Here is a 17,101-nt window from a genome sequence, read left to right as displayed (position 1 = left end):
TCGCTTCCATCACGAAAAGGATACGCTATCCATTCTCATTAAGGAGGAAAGCAATGGTAGGAATTGTTTTAGCCAGCCACGGTGGGTTTGCCGATGGGATTTTCCAGTCCGGGGAAATGATCTTCGGTGAACAAGAAAACGTGGCGCACGTAATTTTAAAACCTGACGAGGGACCTGAAGACATCCACAAGAAAATGGAAGATGCTGTTAAGGGCCTTGATGATCAGGAACAAGTTTTATTCTTAGTTGACCTTTGGGGTGGGACTCCATTTAACCAAGCGAGCGACCTCTTTGCCCAACACAAGGATACTTGGGCAATTGTTACGGGGATGAACCTGCCAATGGTCATCGAAGCCTACGCTTCCCGCTTTACCATGAATACGGCGCGGGAAATTGCAACCCACATCGTCGAAACGGCCAAGGAAGGCGTAAAGACGATGCCAGAAAGCATCATGCCAAAGGATGCCGCTGCTGAAACGGCGCCAGCGCAAGATAAGACGCCAAAAGGAGCGATTCCTGAAGGAACGGTAATCGGTGACGGAAAGATCAAGTATGTGCTGGCCCGGGTTGACACCCGTTTACTTCACGGGCAAGTTGCTACTGGTTGGACCAAGGCGACTAATCCAAATCGGATTATTGTTGTTTCCGACAACGTTGCCAAGGATAAGCTCCGGAAGAATATGATCGCCCAAGCGGCGCCAAGTGGCGTGCACGCCAACACGGTGCCGATCAAGAAGATGATCGAAGTGGCCAAGGATCCCCGGTTTGGGAACACCAAGGCCATGCTCTTGTTTGAAACTCCTGAAGATGCCCTTGAAGCTATCAAGGGGGGAGTTGATATCAAGGAACTTAATATTGGTTCCATGGCTTATAGTGACGGAAAGGTTAACGTTAACCAAGTACTTGCAATGGACCAAAAAGACGTTGATACTTTCAAGGAACTGAAGAAGTTAGGCATTAAGTTTAATGTTCGGAAGGTGCCATCCAGCTCTGCCGAAAACATGGATGACCTTTTGAAGAAGGCACAAACGCTGATTGACCAGCAAAAGAACTAAAGGAGATTATTATGTCTGCGATTTCAATGATTTTAGTTGTAATTGTAGCGTTCTTAGCCGGGATGGAAGGGATCTTGGATGAATTTGAATTCCACCAACCCCTGGTTGCATGTACGCTAATCGGTTTAGTAACGGGCCACTTGATCCCATGTGTTATGCTTGGTGGTTCATTACAAATGATTGCCCTTGGTTGGGCTAACATTGGGGCTGCGGTTGCCCCTGACGCTGCGCTCGCCTCTGTCGCTTCTGCAATTATTTTTGTTCAAAGTGGCGCAGCAACTAAGAACATGGGGACTGCAACAGCCATTGCCATTCCTTTGGCCGTTGCCGGACTTTTCTTAACGATGATTGTCCGGACGATCTCAGTTGCAATTATTCACATTATGGACAAGGAAGCCGAAAAGGGTAACTTACGGGCGATCGATACTTGGCAAATCATCGCTATCTGCTTACAAGGGTTACGAATTGCCCTCCCAGCTATCGCCCTTTTGATCATCCCAGCTAAAGAAGTGCAAGGCTTCTTAAACGCTATGCCAGATTGGTTAACCCAAGGGATGACCATCGGTGGTGGGATGGTTGTGGCCGTTGGGTACGCAATGGTTATTAATATGATTGCTACCCGCGAAGTTTGGCCATTCTTCGCCATTGGGTTCGTGCTCGCTGCTGTTACGCAATTGACTTTGATTGCCATCGGGACGCTTGGTTTAGCCTTCACCTTGATTTACCTTGAACTTGAATCCAAGGCCAATAATGGTGGTGGTAACGGCGGTAACGGTGGTTCTGGCGATCCACTTGGTGACATTTTGAATGATTACTAAAATTTGGAGGCACATTAACAATGGCAGAAAAGAAAATTAGATTAACAAAGCGGGATCGCTGGAATGTCTGCTGGCGGTCAACCTTCCTCCAAGGTTCATGGAACTACGAACGGATGCAAAACGGTGGGTACGCCTTCTCTTTGATTCCCGCAATCAAGAAGTTATATAAGACGAAGGAAGACCGGGCAGCCGCTTTGAAACGACACCTTGAATTCTTCAACACTCACCCATACTTAGCTTCCCCAATTATCGGGGTTAGTTTGGCGCTTGAAGAAGATAATGCTAACGGAACCCCAATCGACAATGCTACAATGTCTGGGGTTAAAGTTGGGATGATGGGACCGCTCGCCGGGGTTGGTGACCCAGTGTTCTGGTATACGGCTCGGCCAATTATTGCCGGTTTAGGGGCATCCTTAGCTATCTCTGGTAACATCCTGGGACCAATCCTCTTCTTCGTGCTTTGGAACGTAATGCGGATTGCCTTCATGTGGTACACGCAAGAATTTGGTTACCGGACTGGGACCAAGATCACCGATGACGTTTCCGGTGGTTTGCTCCAAAAGGTTACCCGGGGGGCAGCCATGATGGGGATGTTCGTCCTTGGGACTTTGATTGAACGGTGGGTTACCATCAAGTTCACGCCAGTTGTTTCCCGGGTTAAGCAATCATCTGGGGCTTACATCGACTGGAATAAGTTGCCAAACAACCCCACCGCAATTCGGGACGCTTTACAACAATGGAACATGGGGAAGGGGCTTTCCTTAACCGAATATAAGGTTACGACCTTACAAGATAACTTGGACTCCTTGATTCCAGGGTTAGCCGCCCTCCTCTTGACCTTGCTTTGTATGTGGTTATTGAAGAAGAAGGTTTCCCCAATTGTAATTATCCTCGGCCTCTTTGTTGTCGGGATCCTCGGCCACGTAATCGGGCTCTTGGGTTAATACTTTGAGAAAGGATTGACGAGATGGTTGAAGCGTTAAATGCTCGGGTTGAATTAGTGGAAAAAGGGACTTACTTCACCGCCTTTAGCTCCTATGGCAAAATTTTGGTGGGCGAAAAGGGCTTTGAATTTTACGATGATCGCAACATCGAAAACTACGTCCAAATCCCGTGGGATAAAATCGACCTTGTCGTGGCATCCCTCCTCTTTGGCGGGAAATGGATCCCTCGTTTCCGAATTCAAACTAAACGCGATGGAAGCTTTACTTTTGCGGCTCAGCAACCTAAGCGAGTTTTAAAAGCGATGACTAATCACATTGATCCAAATCATGTAGTCCGGGCCTTGACCTTTAGCCAAAACCTTACCCGGAATATTAAAACCTTACTAAGCCGTAAGAAAAAGGCTTAATCAAACTAAAAATCCACCTCCATAGCTCACTACGAGTTATGGAGGTGGATTTTATTTACATATTCAATTAGTTCTGCTTTCGCTTAAAGCCAAGCAGGGTCGCTAAGGCAGTTAATGCCATTCCGATAGCTCCAACCGTTGTAACATCATTAGAAGTTTCATTTCCAGTTTGTGGCAACTTACTTGCCTGACGGGCCGAAGCAACTGTCGAATTGATTACATCCGACGATGCCGATTTGGCTTGGTCAGTCCGATTAATTAGGCTTTGACTTGCACTCTGTGACTCACTAATGCTATCTGACGAACTCTCTGAAGCTGAGGTGCTTGCAGACTCGTTCTCTGATTCACTCACGCTATCAGAGCCCGAAGCTGAAGTGCTCTTCGAAACTACCTCTGATTCACTCACACTATCAGAGTTCGAAGCTGAAGTACTCTTCGAAACAGCCTCTGATTCACTCACACTATCAGAGTTTGAAGCTGAAGTGCTTTTCGAAACTACCTCTGATTCACTCACGCTATCAGAGCTCGAAGCTGAGGTACTTGCAGATTCCTTCTCTGATTCACTTTGGCTTTCAGAGGCTGAGAATGAAGTACTTGCAGACTCTGCTTCCGACTGACTCAAACTCTCCGAAGTCCCTTTAGACTCGCTAAGGCTCTCTGAGCTTGACGTACTGTTACTCTTTGACTGACTTAAACTCTCCGAAGTTGAGGCACTCTTCTCCTCAGATGCACTAAGACTTTCTGAGATTACTGTACTGTTACTCTCCGAGCTTGACCTTGATTCGTTCAAGCTCTCCGAAGTCGATACGCTTTGACTTCCTGATTCAGAAATCTTTTCACTATCGCTAGTTGAAATTGAATCCTTTGCACTATCGACAATACTTTGAGATTCACTATCCGACTGTGAATTACTAATCGATTTCGAATAGACTTCACTTTTTGATTCACTATCAGACGCTGAATTTGAGGTGGAAGTTGAATTGTGTTCACTAATTGACCTACTAATTGATCTACTTACCGATTCACTACCTTCAAAACTACTAATACTTTCGGCTCTTCGTCAACTGGTACTGATAGAATTTTTAAGGCTAAATTGGTCTAGTTTAGGCTGCCCGACGCGGGTGGCCTTTTTTGTCCCTCAATTTAATCTTAAAATGCGGGTTCTTGGCGACTAAGAGAATTCTTAAACGGAAGTTGTAGAAACTTCGATAGCCAAAGGCGATACGTTTAATTACTTTGATGAGGTTATTAGTTCCTTCGAGAGGCCCATTACTGTAGAAAGTTTCAAAGCTACGCTTAATTTCGTTCTGATGGTTACGTAAGGTTCTTTGGGTCTTGCGCAAAGGTTGTGGTAAGGCAGTCAACTTTATCGTTAATAGTGCCTCTAAGCTCTTAATATTACGATTGTGCATGGCGTGAAGTGAGGCTTGGTAATAGTTGTAAGCTCCTAGAAGTTCCTCACTGGCATTTGTTAAACGATCAGTTAATTCTACTTCGGTTAACTGCGCACCGCCAAAGACGCGGTAGCGCCGGAAACTTTGCCAATCAAGATCTGTCCGATCTTTTAGCACATAGCGCCAATAACGCTTAAGCGCTCTTGATAAAGCAGGGTTAGACTCCTTAACCGCCTTCATCGTTTGAATCCGGATTTGATTTACTGCCCGGTATGCTTGGGCAATGATATGAAATCGGTCGGCGACAATAAGGGCATTCGGAAATAGATCACGGACAATCGTCCGATATGGCTGATACAAGTCGACAATGACAAGCTTGACTTTGGCTCGGGCATGAAAGTCATACCGATAGAAATACTTCCTAAGCGCGTAGCTATTTCTTGACTCAATAATATCCAGTAATTCATGTGTTTGCGGGTTCATCAGTGCCATACTCATTTGAGTTGCGGCAAATTTACCTGAACTAAAGTCATCAAACGCAATTACTGGTGGTAAAAATTTATAATTCGCCTTAAACTGAGGGGCTAGTTGGGGGAAAAGCCGATTTACTGTTCCTTCGGAAATGTGCAGGTTGGCAGAAATATCTTTAACGGAGCGTTTTTCTGTTAGGGCCAGAAGCGCCTGTTGTTTCACTTTATCAAGAATCTGATGATTCTTATCAATTCCGTGAATTCGTGCAAGGTCAGTAGTTAATTCGGGACATCCTTTTTGTCGCGGACAAATGTATTTCTGCTTTTCAACTACTAGAATTGTTGGCAACCCCGCAATATCAAGTCCTTTCAAATAAACGGTTTTAAAACCATTCTTTCGCATTAAGCGCCCACAATGTGGACAAGCTGAAGGATATGATTGTCGTAAATAAACTTCATTGTGCGTCATTCGTTCAAATTGATGGTGAACTGATTGTGAGCTGGGGACAGCTTGAATCACCTTTATCCGCTCACTATCCTTGAATTTGGGGCTAAATTTAATCAAGTTGTCTGTTAATCCCGTTAGATTTTTGATATACTCATTCATGGAGACGGTCCTTTCTTTTTGAAGAGACGGGGGACAGCCGTCTTCTTTTTTTATACATAAAATCCCCTAAATCAAAAATTGGTACTGCTAGGATTTTACTCCTATCAGTACCAAATATTGTAGACCCCTTTATTTGAAAATTAAATTTTATTTATAGAATAAACGTTAACAGCCATACCGTAATTAAGCCAACTATCACTGACGATAACATTGAACGGGTAAAATAAGCCACGATTGCTACAAAGACTGCTGCAATCAAGTAACTTAAGTGTCCAAAAATCACCATATGTGACCCCATTAAAGTAACATGATCAAAGAAATAATGATACTTACCATCAACAAAGAGGGCTTTAACCACCAGCGCAGTAAATAAACTTACCGGCACATACTTCATCCATTCGTTAAACCATTCTGGAATTTTCCGATTGGTAAAGAATCGCATTGGAAAGTACCGAGGTAAGAAAGCCGCTACCGCCGCTACAACAATGACAATTAAATGATATGTCATATTGTGGTGACTTGGAACAAGTGAGGCCACCGTTAGATTAGTTAATACCGTATCCATCATTCTTCACCATTATCCATTGTTTTCGTTGCCTTGGCTTGTGCCCGTTCGTCTAACATCTTCCGATCTTCGACCGTGTGGCGAGTTATCGCTGGTCTAATAAATCGTCTTAAGACCCAAGCATTCTTGGGATCCTTTGCATGCTTGCGTACTTGATCTTCAATCATAAACCCAACTAAAGAAGCAATTAGGGTTGCGATAATGATCCCCAGGGTACTCTTTGTTAAGGTCAAGAAAACCAACGCCAAAATAGCAGAAGTAATGCAAATAATTAAACTAAGGTTACTCCGCATCTGCATGATAATCATGTAAATGAACAGTGCCGTCAAAGCAAAGTCAACAATTTCAAGGTCAATCGTAACGGTACTACCGATCAACCCACCAATTAAGTTCCCGCTAGCCCATGAAATCAAGGAATAGTGTTCAACTAACAAAGCATCTTTTGGCGTCCACTTTTTATCGGTCGCAAACTTTAAATAATTAACGGCATAGTTTTCATCGTTCATCGATGCTGAAAAAAGTAAGACAAATTTTTGCGATGATGTCCGAAAATACTTTGAAAGACTAGACCCCAGTAAGGCATACCGTAGCTCTAGGAAGAACAGAGTCATAAAAATCGTACTAATGGGGGCATCAATCACTAAAAGTGAAGCCAAAATAAATTGGGCCCCACCAGAGAAGACCATAATTGAGATTAAGAAGGTCAAAACAAAGTTCATCCCCGCCGCATGCAGTAAAATCCCACATGCTACCCCAATCGGCAGGTAGCTTAGGCACAATGGCATTGAGATTCCTAGCACCTCAAGCCAACGTTGCTTCTCTGGATTAAATTGATGTGCTTTCTGTTGCAAGAAAATTTCCTCCAAAATTTGCGAATTGAAGTCGTCAGAATTAGGTAATCGCATTTACCGCCACTCTCTATGGTAACATATTTACTTTTATCTGAGGACCACTATCCAGAAATGATCCGCTAACTTTATTTGATTAAATCCGGAGGGTGAAGATTAAATTGCCAAATTAATCTTTTGTTCGAATTTACCCGTTAAAATAGTAATTTCCGCTCATAACCACTAAGCAATGTTTGGAAATACCAGCGGGGTTGGTTTTAAAATTATCTTTTCTCGCTGTTTTTAATAAAAAAGTGCCCCCTCAGGCACTTTTTTGAATAAATCCTAGAGTGAAGGATCACGCTAACGATAAATCCAAACTCCTTCACTTGTATTCAATATTATAACCCGAATTAATCTAGTTTTCACTTAAAATACCTAAATGCAAGGCTAAACGCTATCTTTAATTAAGAGTTATCAACTATATACAATATTTCCTTACGCTTCTAGCATCCCGCTAGGACAATTTAATCTAGATCTTAAACTTGATTCTTTCTACTTATCTTCCTAAATTTTCTTGGGATTTTAAGACCAACGGGGGTAAAATAATTTTTGGGAGTACGGAAAGTGTAACCAGCATATCGCATGGGCTACGTATCCATACTTACGGAGGCTGGGAGTTTACTCAGCTTCTCTACATATTATTACTAGCTCCGTAAGGGCAGGGCGAAAGCAAGCCCCCTTGATGCCTTAAAAATGCAAGTCATTCTCTTTGTTTGCATTTATTTTCGAAGGCTGGGGCTTTTGACAGTCGTTGCTGAGTAACCTTCGGAGACGAAAGAAGAGGCCGGGAAGAAGCATTTGTTTCTTTCCGGCCTCTCGTCTGGATATTTACTTAATTTAAAATCAAAAAACGCCCTGGGAGAAGTGGGCGTTCTTGATAATAAAAATGAGACAGGTTCTATTCCAGAACACAATTGTATTCTATACCTCATCAGCGACGGTTTAAATATCAATAGCTAATGTAAGAGTTTTATTTATGCTAGCGCTTTTATAAAGTTATCAATCGGTAACAATTCCGGTCTATCAGTTTTTTTATTTCAACTGTTAACTAAAAATAAGTAACTATCTTTGAAAATTGATTAATATCACTTATCGATTTCCGTTTCGCTAGTGGTAGTGGGTTGCTCAACCGGCAAGGTAACCGTAAAGGCAGTTTCATTATCATCAGAAGTAACCGTAACTTCTCCGTGGTGGAGATCCACAATACTCTTGACGATCGCTAAGCCCAGGCCCGTTCCCCCGGTCGCTTTAGAGCGAGAAGATTCAACCCGGTAAAATCGTTCAAAGAGGTGGCTCAAAGAATCAGCCGGAATCTTGGTCCCATCGTTTTTAACTTGAATCTGAACTTGATCACCATGCTGATGCGCTTCAATCTTAATATAGCTTGCCCCATTCCCGTACTTCAGCGCATTGGAAACTAGGTTACTAAAGACCCGCCCTAGTTTTTCGGGGTCAGCACTTATTTTCAATGGCTCTGGTTCCGTTATCGAAGTAACTTCAATCCCCCGCTTTTGCCCTTCCAACTCAAAACTAGCACTAACTTGTTCGAGTAATTGCGAAAGATCAACCGTCATAATGTTCACTGGGGCCCCATGTTGCTGGACCTTAGTATATTCAAAGAGATCTTCCACTAGGTTCTTCATTTGCTTGGACTTTTCGTAAGCAATATGGGCATACTTAACAATTTCTTCTTCAGAATGATACTGCTTGTCTTCAATCAACCGGAGATAACCAATGATTGATGTTAACGGGGTCCGTAAATCATGACTAACATTGGTAATCAATTCATCCTTGGACTTTTCAATTTGTCGTTCATCATTCATTGATTGCACGGCACTATCGACAAGCGCATTGACACTAGTAATCACGTGCTGTTGGTTCCCCTTCAGGCGGAACGGAATCCGATGATCAAGATGTCCCTGGGCAATGTAGTGCAATTCAGCTAGAATGTGATCCATTTGATATTGGTGATACCGCCGCCGGAGTCGCCACCAAACCACCCAGGCATCAATGACAATAAAAATCCCGATCACAGTCCGTTGGTAGGACCAGATCTGCGTGTGGTAAGGGCCAAACCAAAGTGATTGTTTAATAATAAAGATCCCACTGGCCAACCCCGGATTCGACTGGATAAAAGTTTGAATAATTACAATTAAGGCCACGTTAATTAGGATTAATAACGCTACCGTTTCAACACCTTCAAAAAAAAGCGCGCCCTTTTCACGCCCAGTTAGTTTTAACATATTTTTCCTCAATGTTTAGTGTGATTCAACTTTGTAACCAACACCCCAAACGGTTTCAATGACCTTTTCACCACCGGTAGCGGCTTCGATCTTATCCCGCAAGTGACTCACGTGAACCATGACAGTCTTGGCCGAAACGACGCTTTCTTGTTGCCAAACCCGTTCAAAAATGTCATCAGCTGAGAAAACCCGGTTTGGGTGGCTCGCCAACAGGTACAAGATCCCAAATTCAAGGGCCGTTAACTGGATTAAGTCTCCCTTGATGGTCTTAACTTCGTGGGAATCCTTGTTAATTTGAAGCGGGCCCACGTTTAAAATGTCGGGTTGGTCATTAGTGACTTGGCCCTGGCTCCGCCGTAGCAAAGACTTCACCCGTGCCATAACCTCCAGTGGATTAAATGGTTTCGTCACATAATCGTCTGCCCCCGAAATCAGGCCTTGGATCTTATCCATATCAGCGGTTTTGGCCGAAAGCATCAAAACTGGAATTGATGAGTCTTTCCGAATTTGTTTTACAACTTCCATCCCATCCATTTCCGGCATCATAATATCTAAAATAACCAAACCAATATCGGGCGTAGTATTCAACTTGGTCAGGGCATCTTTCCCATTATAGGCTGCAACCGGCTCGTACCCTTCATTCCGAACATAAATTTCCAATAATTGAACAATTTCCTTATCGTCATCAACCACTAAGATTTTCATTAACAGTGCACCCCTTTTTTACGAAATATTCTGTTCCTATTATAACCAGATTTACCCAGCAAACGGTATTAAATAGCTAGGGCTTAAAGAAATGTTAAGGGGCCATTTTGTTTTCCATTCTGAACTAATCTTAGGTTGTTTGCTTTTAGGGTTTAATCTCATTAAAATTTGAGGTTCAATATCTTGAAATATCGGTCGATTTCTCAGTACAATAATTGTACTGAAAGAAATAGACAACCCCGATTAGCTAGGGTAGATAATTAATCGGTAGCTCGTTGAAGTATTGGCGTACTTCAGCGGGTTTTTTCTTTTACTCTAATTTATTTAATTTTTACTGAACATATTAAACAACACGTAATGTTGTCGCCCATTCAATTAGTATAATACTCTTATCAAGTCCAAATGAAACTATACTAAGCATTCCTAATTCTCGTTGTGGTAAGAAATTATCAATAATACCCTGAAAGAGAAAAGCTCCTACTATTTCTGCAACCATCGATAACATGGCACATATAACTATTACAAATATTGACTTGCGGAATTTTGTTAATAAAGTTCTATAGGAGAATAAATTAGGTTGCTTAATAGTAACCGGTACATATTTTTGACTTTTTTCAAAGAAAACTGCAATTCCCGTCCATTCCTTAAAAAAAGCATCTCTTGTTTTCCTAATTATTCCTATATCATTATCTGGATCCGAAAGTACAACATGTTTTTCAGTTATTTGGTTAAGCACATAATAATGCTGAAAACCATTATTTTTTATAACATGTACTATTAATGGTAAGTATGATTTAACCTTATCAAATTCATCATTTTTCAAACGAATAGCTTTCCCTATCAATTCATATGCCTTTGCAGCTTGAATTATTCCATATATACTAGTCCCTTCTTTTGAAGTTTTAGCTAATGTTCTTAACCTAGAGATTGGTATTTTTGATTTATAATACTTAAGCACCATACTCAATGCAGCCACGCCACAATCCGATTCATCGACTTGTGCCGTATAATACTTCTTAAACTTCACTTTTATCCTCCTCTTTTTACTTTTTTATAATAGCAAACTTGAAGGCTTAATTTACTACTCATTATTTAACGTTGTTTTTTTGTCTTTTTTCGTTAACTAATATATTCCTTTACTATCTATCCAATTAAATAACTATTTTTTTCATTTTATTATTAGGATCCATTTGTGATAAATAGCTTCCGTTCAATACAAAAAGCGCCAACCGAAGTCAGCGCAGAAAAATAAGCAATACTATTTCATCATCTTACGAATCAGATCAATCACCTTTTTGATTAATTTTTTTACGTGTTTGTTAGGCACGACAATAATTAAGATGCACCAATGGCACAATTGGGACACCTCCCAACTTGCACATTTTCAGGGTGGTTTCCCTGGCGTGCTTTACTAGTATAGCATTAAAAATCATGCTATAATGCAGGTACAATAATTAAGGTGCTGGCGTGCAAATTGGAATCAGCTGGTTACTTATTCCGAGCCGGCGGGACATCTTGAAAGGGTGTCCCTTTTTTGTTTTAAATTATTTCATGTCTATTGAAAAATACCTTCTAATATTAATAACGATCGAGGAAGTAAAAAGTAAATACATAATTTATAATTAGGGTCCATTTGTCATAAATAGACCTTATTTTAGATGTGTGATATCATATGAGTGTCACATTGATACTCATATGATAGGAGGCTTCAACATGACCATGACTAAATCTAAAACTGGCTCAACCATTCGACTCGATCCTGAATTACGTAAAGAACTTTCAGAAGGGTTAGCTAATGTGGGTATGACCGTTAATGGGTACTTTACGATGGCTGCTAAGCAATTTATTATTCAGGGAAAAGTCCCGTTTGAAATTAAGAATGCACCTAAAGTTGACCATGTAACTTTTAACGATAAAACCAGAAAAGCGATTGTTCGTGCGTATGCCGAAGAAGAGGGAATTATTCCAAATACCGCCAAAGACTTTGACAATGCCGATGATGCCATGAAGGAGCTTTTCGATGACAAGCAATAAATGGAAAGTAAGGTTTGACCGGCAATTTCAACTTGATGTTAATCGATGGAAAAACCAAGTTGATGATTTACAAGGTGAATTACAAGATATTGTTGCCTATATTTTGGAATATGGTGAAATCCCGAGTGAATATGATCCGCATGAATTAGTAGATCCAACACTTCCATATACAGGAAATATGGATTTTCACCTCTTTGACGGGAAACTCGATTTACTTATTATCTATACAGAGATCAATAAACATCGTGTTTTTCGTTTTATGCGTCTCGGCAGTCATAATGAGCTTTTCCATCAAAAATAATTTTAGGGTCTATTTCTATAAAACAACCCCTGGCACTATTGTAGTCTGGATTTTCGATTATTAATGAAATTGGCCCTCCATCGGTTAATTAATTGTCCCAATTTCGTTATGTTTAATATCATCAGGGCTAGGCCAATGTCATTTTCCACAGCCTGTTGACCACGCAAATGAGTTCGGCGTACGCCAAAATCCCTCTTCATGTGACCAAAGACTGGCTCAACGTCGAACTTCCGTCGACGATAAATCGCCTTACCTTCGTCACTTGAGAGGGTCGCTTTCACTTTTGCTTTGTAATAATTCCAGGTCGGGTTAACCTTCATATAACGTTGCCGGCCGCCTGGTGTTTTCGCTAATTTATCCAATTGCGCTGACGGCTGGTGCTTATCTGCCCGATAGATTTTGAAATCACGTTTGAAACCATATTTATCGATTTGCTCACTATACCGATAAAAGCTAAAACGAACCCCTAAATGATCAATATAGTAATCATCTTCGGCGTTATACTGCCAATTTTGTAAGTTAGTTGGGTCGTTTTTAAACTTGCGCTTCTGTTCCTTTTGATAAGTTGTATAGGGAATAATAGGTTGCTTTTCAAACTGATCAAGAATCGTTGTGTAATTGTATTCACTACCATTTAACCTGCATCAGCTTCGACCTTGGTTCCATCAATAAAAACTGCATTATTTTGAATTAGGCCGTGATCTGTTAAAGCCATGGTAAAGTAGACAAAAGTACGCTTAATCAGATTACTAGCGTGCTGACTGCTCCGAAAGTTATTGATGGTGTGATAACTATAAGTATAGTCATGGGCTAACCAACGTATTGGTAGACTCTCATCCAACATCATTTCAATCTTTCTTCCAGAATATGTTTGACGCGAGTAGGCAAACAAGAGGATCTTAAGCATAATTGCTGGATGCGATGCAGGGCGGCCAGTAGCCGCCACCGACTCTTCCAATAGAACCTCCTGTGGAATTGAGTCGACAAATGCACTAATTAGTCGCGCAACATGATTCTGTGGTAAATCATAGTTATAATTTAGTACGAATTCGGTTTGCCCTATGGTATAATTTTGATACATGGAAATCGCTCCTTTTTGTTTGTTTTCGTGGTAATTACATCATATCAGGAGCGACTTCCTGTGTACATAAAAAACCGGATGATGAATTGTTCAAGAAATTCATCATCCGGTTTTTACTTTAGACTAGGAGTTTTTTTCCAGCCTCTTTTTAATGTATTGATCTATTAGATCGCAGGCTAAGGTTAGTCGTCCACTACCAACCTTAGCCGAGCCCCCTGCAATCCGGCAGGTTAATGGGCCCCATGAGAAGTTTTACCACAATGTGGGGTAGCAATTGGGGTTGCTACCATACCTCTCGACTCATCGCATGGTCCAATGTAACACAATTTTAGCGGAAAGTAAAATTTATTCGGCACTCCGGTTTTCAACCGTTTGGGCCAGTTGGGTGGCCAACCATTCTTGAAGCTGCTTAACCAAGGTAGCCTCATCCCCACTGGCCAAGGCTGCTTCATCCGCTAACAAGTCAATCCGCAAGCCCGATTGGTTAACTTGATCGCCTTCAATGACCATGTACAAGTTAACCCCATATTCAGTTTCGTTATCTAAAAGCTTTCCATCTAACCGATCGGCATCCTTAACGGGAACGTTAATTAGGTTTTCTTCTAACCGCACGCTAACCGGATCACCCTTTCTTAAACGGACCTTCCACTCATATTGACTAAGATAACCACTGTCAAGTTGGGCTAAGCAAAAAGCAACCCCGGGCTTTAAAGCCTTTGGTTGTTGGACTTGAGAAGCCGTAAACTCAACCTGTTTAACCTGTAAGTGTTCTTCGATTTGACCTAAATATTGATCTTTTGTTAATTTCATTTCAATCGTTCCTTCAACTTCCGATCAGCATATTTTTTCCGTTGCATGATTCCATACCAGATCCCGGCCAAGCTTGCCAAGAAGCCAATAATCGCAACCAGTTGCACTAAGAGGCCCACCAGACTCGTGCGGTCGGCAACTTGACTAAAGCCCCCAAAGTCACCAATCGCACATAAAATCATTGCTAAAATCGTTATATAGCTGTCAAACCGTAAATCTAAAATTGCTAAAACTACGATAACAATCGCCAGGACGACCATCATCCCCACCCGGGCCATCACGATCCCGCTCGTTAAGGCGACCCCCATTTGAGCATACATCGCGATTTCCACAATAATCGTGGCAATAATCGCCGTTAAGGAAGTCGCAATGACCTTCTTAATATTTGCTTGATCTTTCATCATTTTCATCCTTTATTTTGAACTCTTATTTTTCATTCTACTAAACTCCCTGCGGAAAGTACAATTTTCCTTGGTATAATTATAGTAAGAATAAAAGGGAGGCTCCAAAATGATCAGTAACTCATACCGTAATATCCTTGTCCCCATCGATGGTTCCAAGGCAACTCCTAAGGTCATGGAATCCGCCATTAAAGTTGCTTTATTGAATGATGCCCACTTAGATATTTTAAACGTCGCCCAGGTTAACCAAATCGCCGATGGTTACGCTGATATTCTAGCGCTCAGTGAAGATCAAACCCTTGATCTGGTCGACTTAGTTACCGAACGCTTAAAAGATTTGCAAAACGAAGCCTTAAAAGCAGGCGTCAAATCAGCCGATATCCATATTCGCTTTGGAAACCCGAAACAAGTCATTGCCCGTGACTTCCCGCAAGATCATCATCCTGACCTCATTGTCATGGGACGAACTGGTTTAAATGCGCTCGAACGCGTTTTAGTGGGTTCCGTCACGGCTTACGTTGAACGGTTTGCCCCGTGTGATGTGTTGACGATTCGGATATAAAATACCAATCGCCTTAAGCCAGGGAAAGGTGGCGAGAACTAGCCAACGCCAATTACAATCAAAAAGGTCGCTAATAAACGGTTGCGATTAAGGTATGTTAACCTTGCTTCAACCTGTTTAAGTTAGCGACCTTTTTTGCTTTAGCTTTCAAAACTTTGCTCGGCTACATTATGCGTAATCCGACGTGGCTAAGTTTGGTCTTCTCGATAAGACCAAACCTTTTATTTGCCCCAATGCTTCTCCAAAAACTGAGCGCGACCACCCATCTCTTCGATCGCGTAACGGGCCGGATTCTTCTTATAGAAGTCTTGGTGATAGTCCTCGGCTAAGTAGAAAGGCTTGGCGTCTTCAATTTGGGTCACAATCTTCGCATCCCCAAACTCACCACTCGCTTGGAGCGCTTGCTTGGAAGCTTCCGCAATCCGCCGTTGCTCCTCATCCTGCACGTAGATCACCGGCCGGTAACTATCTCCCCGGTCCTGAAACTGACCACTCGCATCGGTTGGGTCCGTTTGGTGCCAATAAATTTCCACTAATTTTTCGTAGGAAACCTTGGCAGGGTCAAAGGTAATTCGCACGGCTTCGGTATGACCGGTCGTTCCGGAACAAACTTGTTCGTAAGTTGGGTTAGGTACGTGGCCGCCGGTATATCCCGACTCAACCTTTTCAATTCCTGGATAAGTATCGAAGGGTTGCACCATACACCAAAAACAGCCCCCAGCAAAAATTGCAGTCTCTAAGCTCATGTGATCAAGCTTCCTTTCCATTTAAGGTTCTTATGTTGAGTATACTAAGCAAAGTCAGGTTAGACCACCAATTTGCTTCCGCCATCGCCTTAATAAACTGGTTTTTCCATCGCTTTAGTAGGCATTTTAAAAGAATTGTATCACTAGCCCTAATTAATCTAAGGTACACTAAGATTAGTTTTAATTTATGAGGTTATGTTATGAACTTACTTTTCTCAATTGACGACCGTTTCTACCGCCAACTCATCACGGTCTTATATTCACTTACCCTTAATTCCCCGGAAAATGAAATTAACGTTTACGTAATTACCACGCCCGAATTTTCCCATGCTAGTGAACTAAAACAGGCGTGTCACCAACTAAAAATGGCCTTCCACCAAGTCATTATTCCTACCGATGCCTTTGCGGATGCCCCGGTGACCGATCGTTACCCGAAAACCATTTATTATCGGCTCTTAGCCCACCAATACCTGCCGGCTGACCTCCACCGGATCCTCTACTTAGATGCGGATTTACTTTGTATTAACGATCTTACCCACTTTTACCAAATGGACCTAGCTGGCTATATGTACGCCTCAGCGATTCACACCAACTTAACGAATACCACTGACGTGATTAATAAACTCCGCCTCCAGAATTTTGATGCCGATGGTTATTACAACTCCGGGGTCTTACTAATGAACCTGGATGAGATTCGTCAAAAGATTAAACCAACCGATATTTTTGACTATATCCAAGAGCACATCCTCTTACTTCCTGATCAAGACGTCTTAAACGCCCTTTACGGGAAATATATCCGCACCGTTCCGGATCAACTGTACAACTTTGATACCCGCAATCTCCGGGTGTACGAAGCGATCTCAACCGGTCAGTGGAATCTTAACTGGGTAATGGAGCACACCGTCTTCTTGCATTTCTGTGGCCGCCAAAAACCCTGGCTAGCAACCACTAACCGGGGAAAGTTTACTGCCCTGTATAAAAACTACTTTAAGTTGGCAAACCGATTGGGGTAACGCTCCTTGATAACTAACTGGGACTGTTTGCTAACCTCATCTAACAAACCAGTTA

General features: G+C 42.0%; 18 protein-coding genes and 1 pseudogene. 8 read left to right on the top strand and 11 right to left on the bottom strand.

Annotated elements, in window-relative coordinates; all coding sequences use genetic code 11:
* The first annotated feature begins 53 nt into the window (after window positions 1-53).
* From GTO83_RS00910 to GTO83_RS00895, 4 genes are read left to right on the top strand one after another with little or no spacing between them, the layout of a single operon-like run.
* The gene (locus GTO83_RS00910) at window positions 54-1,055 is read left to right on the top strand and encodes a PTS sugar transporter subunit IIB (protein WP_180871309.1); all 1,002 of its coding nucleotides are present in this window, start codon (window positions 54-56) and stop codon (window positions 1,053-1,055) included.
* An 11-nt stretch (window positions 1,056-1,066) separates the two neighbouring features.
* On the top strand, window positions 1,067-1,873 hold the full coding sequence (locus GTO83_RS00905) for a PTS mannose/fructose/sorbose transporter subunit IIC (protein ID WP_180871308.1): 807 nt from the start codon (window positions 1,067-1,069) through the stop codon (window positions 1,871-1,873).
* Window positions 1,874-1,893: 20 nt separating this feature from the next.
* Complete coding sequence (locus tag GTO83_RS00900; protein ID WP_180871307.1) at window positions 1,894-2,817, top strand: PTS system mannose/fructose/sorbose family transporter subunit IID; 924 nt, start codon at window positions 1,894-1,896, stop codon at window positions 2,815-2,817.
* A gap of 23 nt (window positions 2,818-2,840) precedes the next feature.
* A complete protein-coding gene (locus GTO83_RS00895) occupies window positions 2,841-3,224 on the top strand; it encodes a DUF956 family protein (protein ID WP_180871306.1) in 384 nt (127 codons plus the stop codon).
* A 67-nt stretch (window positions 3,225-3,291) separates the two neighbouring features.
* On the opposite strand, the gene GTO83_RS00890 is transcribed toward GTO83_RS00895, so the two are convergent.
* The 7 genes from GTO83_RS00890 to GTO83_RS00860 form a co-directional block, all read right to left on the bottom strand.
* Entirely contained in the window at window positions 3,292-3,576 is a 285-nt protein-coding gene (locus GTO83_RS00890) for an LPXTG cell wall anchor domain-containing protein (protein ID WP_180871305.1), read from the bottom strand.
* 751 nt (window positions 3,577-4,327) lie between these two features.
* Window positions 4,328-5,695 carry an ISL3 family transposase gene (locus GTO83_RS00885; RefSeq protein WP_180871304.1) on the bottom strand — a complete coding sequence of 456 codons (1,368 nt, stop codon included), beginning with the start codon at window positions 5,693-5,695 and terminating at the stop codon, window positions 4,328-4,330.
* Between the two features lie 151 nt (window positions 5,696-5,846).
* Complete coding sequence (locus GTO83_RS00880; RefSeq protein WP_180872080.1) at window positions 5,847-6,260, bottom strand: AzlD domain-containing protein; 414 nt, start codon at window positions 6,258-6,260, stop codon at window positions 5,847-5,849.
* Window positions 6,260-7,045, bottom strand: coding sequence for an AzlC family ABC transporter permease (locus tag GTO83_RS00875; RefSeq protein WP_239458066.1), 786 nt, complete (start codon window positions 7,043-7,045; stop codon window positions 6,260-6,262). The genes GTO83_RS00880 and GTO83_RS00875 overlap by 1 nt, the downstream gene beginning before the upstream one ends.
* A 1,190-nt stretch (window positions 7,046-8,235) precedes the next feature.
* A complete protein-coding gene (locus GTO83_RS00870; protein WP_180871302.1) occupies window positions 8,236-9,393 on the bottom strand; it encodes a cell wall metabolism sensor histidine kinase WalK in 1,158 nt (385 codons plus the stop codon).
* A gap of 15 nt (window positions 9,394-9,408) precedes the next feature.
* Window positions 9,409-10,098, bottom strand: coding sequence for a response regulator transcription factor (locus GTO83_RS00865; protein ID WP_180871301.1), 690 nt, complete (start codon window positions 10,096-10,098; stop codon window positions 9,409-9,411).
* Between the two features lie 343 nt (window positions 10,099-10,441).
* Window positions 10,442-11,125, bottom strand: a complete 684-nt coding sequence (locus GTO83_RS00860; protein WP_180871300.1) for a cysteine peptidase family C39 domain-containing protein — start codon at window positions 11,123-11,125, stop codon at window positions 10,442-10,444.
* A 686-nt stretch (window positions 11,126-11,811) separates the two neighbouring features.
* On the opposite strand from GTO83_RS00860, the gene GTO83_RS10885 reads away from it, so the two are divergent.
* Window positions 11,812-12,132, top strand: coding sequence for a damage-inducible protein J (locus tag GTO83_RS10885; RefSeq protein ID WP_255463133.1), 321 nt, complete (start codon window positions 11,812-11,814; stop codon window positions 12,130-12,132).
* Window positions 12,119-12,433 (top strand): type II toxin-antitoxin system YafQ family toxin, encoded by a 315-nt coding sequence (locus GTO83_RS00850; protein ID WP_180871299.1) that lies wholly within the window; start codon window positions 12,119-12,121, stop codon window positions 12,431-12,433. The genes GTO83_RS10885 and GTO83_RS00850 overlap by 14 nt, the downstream gene beginning before the upstream one ends.
* Window positions 12,434-12,468: 35 nt before the next feature.
* On the opposite strand, the pseudogene GTO83_RS00845 reads toward GTO83_RS00850, so the two are convergent.
* The 3 genes and pseudogenes from GTO83_RS00845 to GTO83_RS00835 form a co-directional block, all read right to left on the bottom strand.
* Window positions 12,469-13,514 (bottom strand): annotated as a pseudogene (locus GTO83_RS00845) (transposase).
* 345 nt (window positions 13,515-13,859) lie between these two features.
* A complete protein-coding gene (locus tag GTO83_RS00840) occupies window positions 13,860-14,324 on the bottom strand; it encodes a hypothetical protein (RefSeq protein WP_180871298.1) in 465 nt (154 codons plus the stop codon).
* Entirely contained in the window at window positions 14,321-14,725 is a 405-nt protein-coding gene (locus GTO83_RS00835) for a hypothetical protein (protein ID WP_180871297.1), read from the bottom strand. Before GTO83_RS00835 ends, GTO83_RS00840 begins: the two co-directional genes overlap by 4 nt.
* Before the next feature lie 109 nt (window positions 14,726-14,834).
* Between GTO83_RS00835 and GTO83_RS00830 the strand changes: the two genes are divergently transcribed.
* On the top strand, window positions 14,835-15,287 hold the full coding sequence (locus GTO83_RS00830) for a universal stress protein (protein ID WP_180871296.1): 453 nt from the start codon (window positions 14,835-14,837) through the stop codon (window positions 15,285-15,287).
* 221 nt (window positions 15,288-15,508) lie between these two features.
* Here GTO83_RS00830 and msrA read toward each other — a convergent pair whose 3' ends face one another.
* Window positions 15,509-16,033: a peptide-methionine (S)-S-oxide reductase MsrA gene (gene msrA / locus GTO83_RS00825; protein ID WP_180871295.1), complete on the bottom strand. Its 525-nt coding sequence runs from the start codon at window positions 16,031-16,033 to the stop codon at window positions 15,509-15,511.
* 200 nt (window positions 16,034-16,233) lie between these two features.
* Here msrA and GTO83_RS00820 point away from each other — a divergent pair, with 200 nt between their 5' ends.
* Window positions 16,234-17,046 carry a glycosyltransferase family 8 protein gene (locus GTO83_RS00820; RefSeq protein WP_180871294.1) on the top strand — a complete coding sequence of 271 codons (813 nt, stop codon included), beginning with the start codon at window positions 16,234-16,236 and terminating at the stop codon, window positions 17,044-17,046.
* Window positions 17,047-17,101: the final 55 nt, after the last annotated feature.

Source organism: Lactobacillus sp. 3B(2020), assembly GCF_013487845.1.
Classification (GTDB): Bacteria; Bacillota; Bacilli; order Lactobacillales; family Lactobacillaceae; genus Limosilactobacillus; species Limosilactobacillus alvi.
The sequence above is the reverse complement of the archived record's forward strand: the minus strand, read 5'-3'. Positions and strand labels throughout refer to the sequence as shown.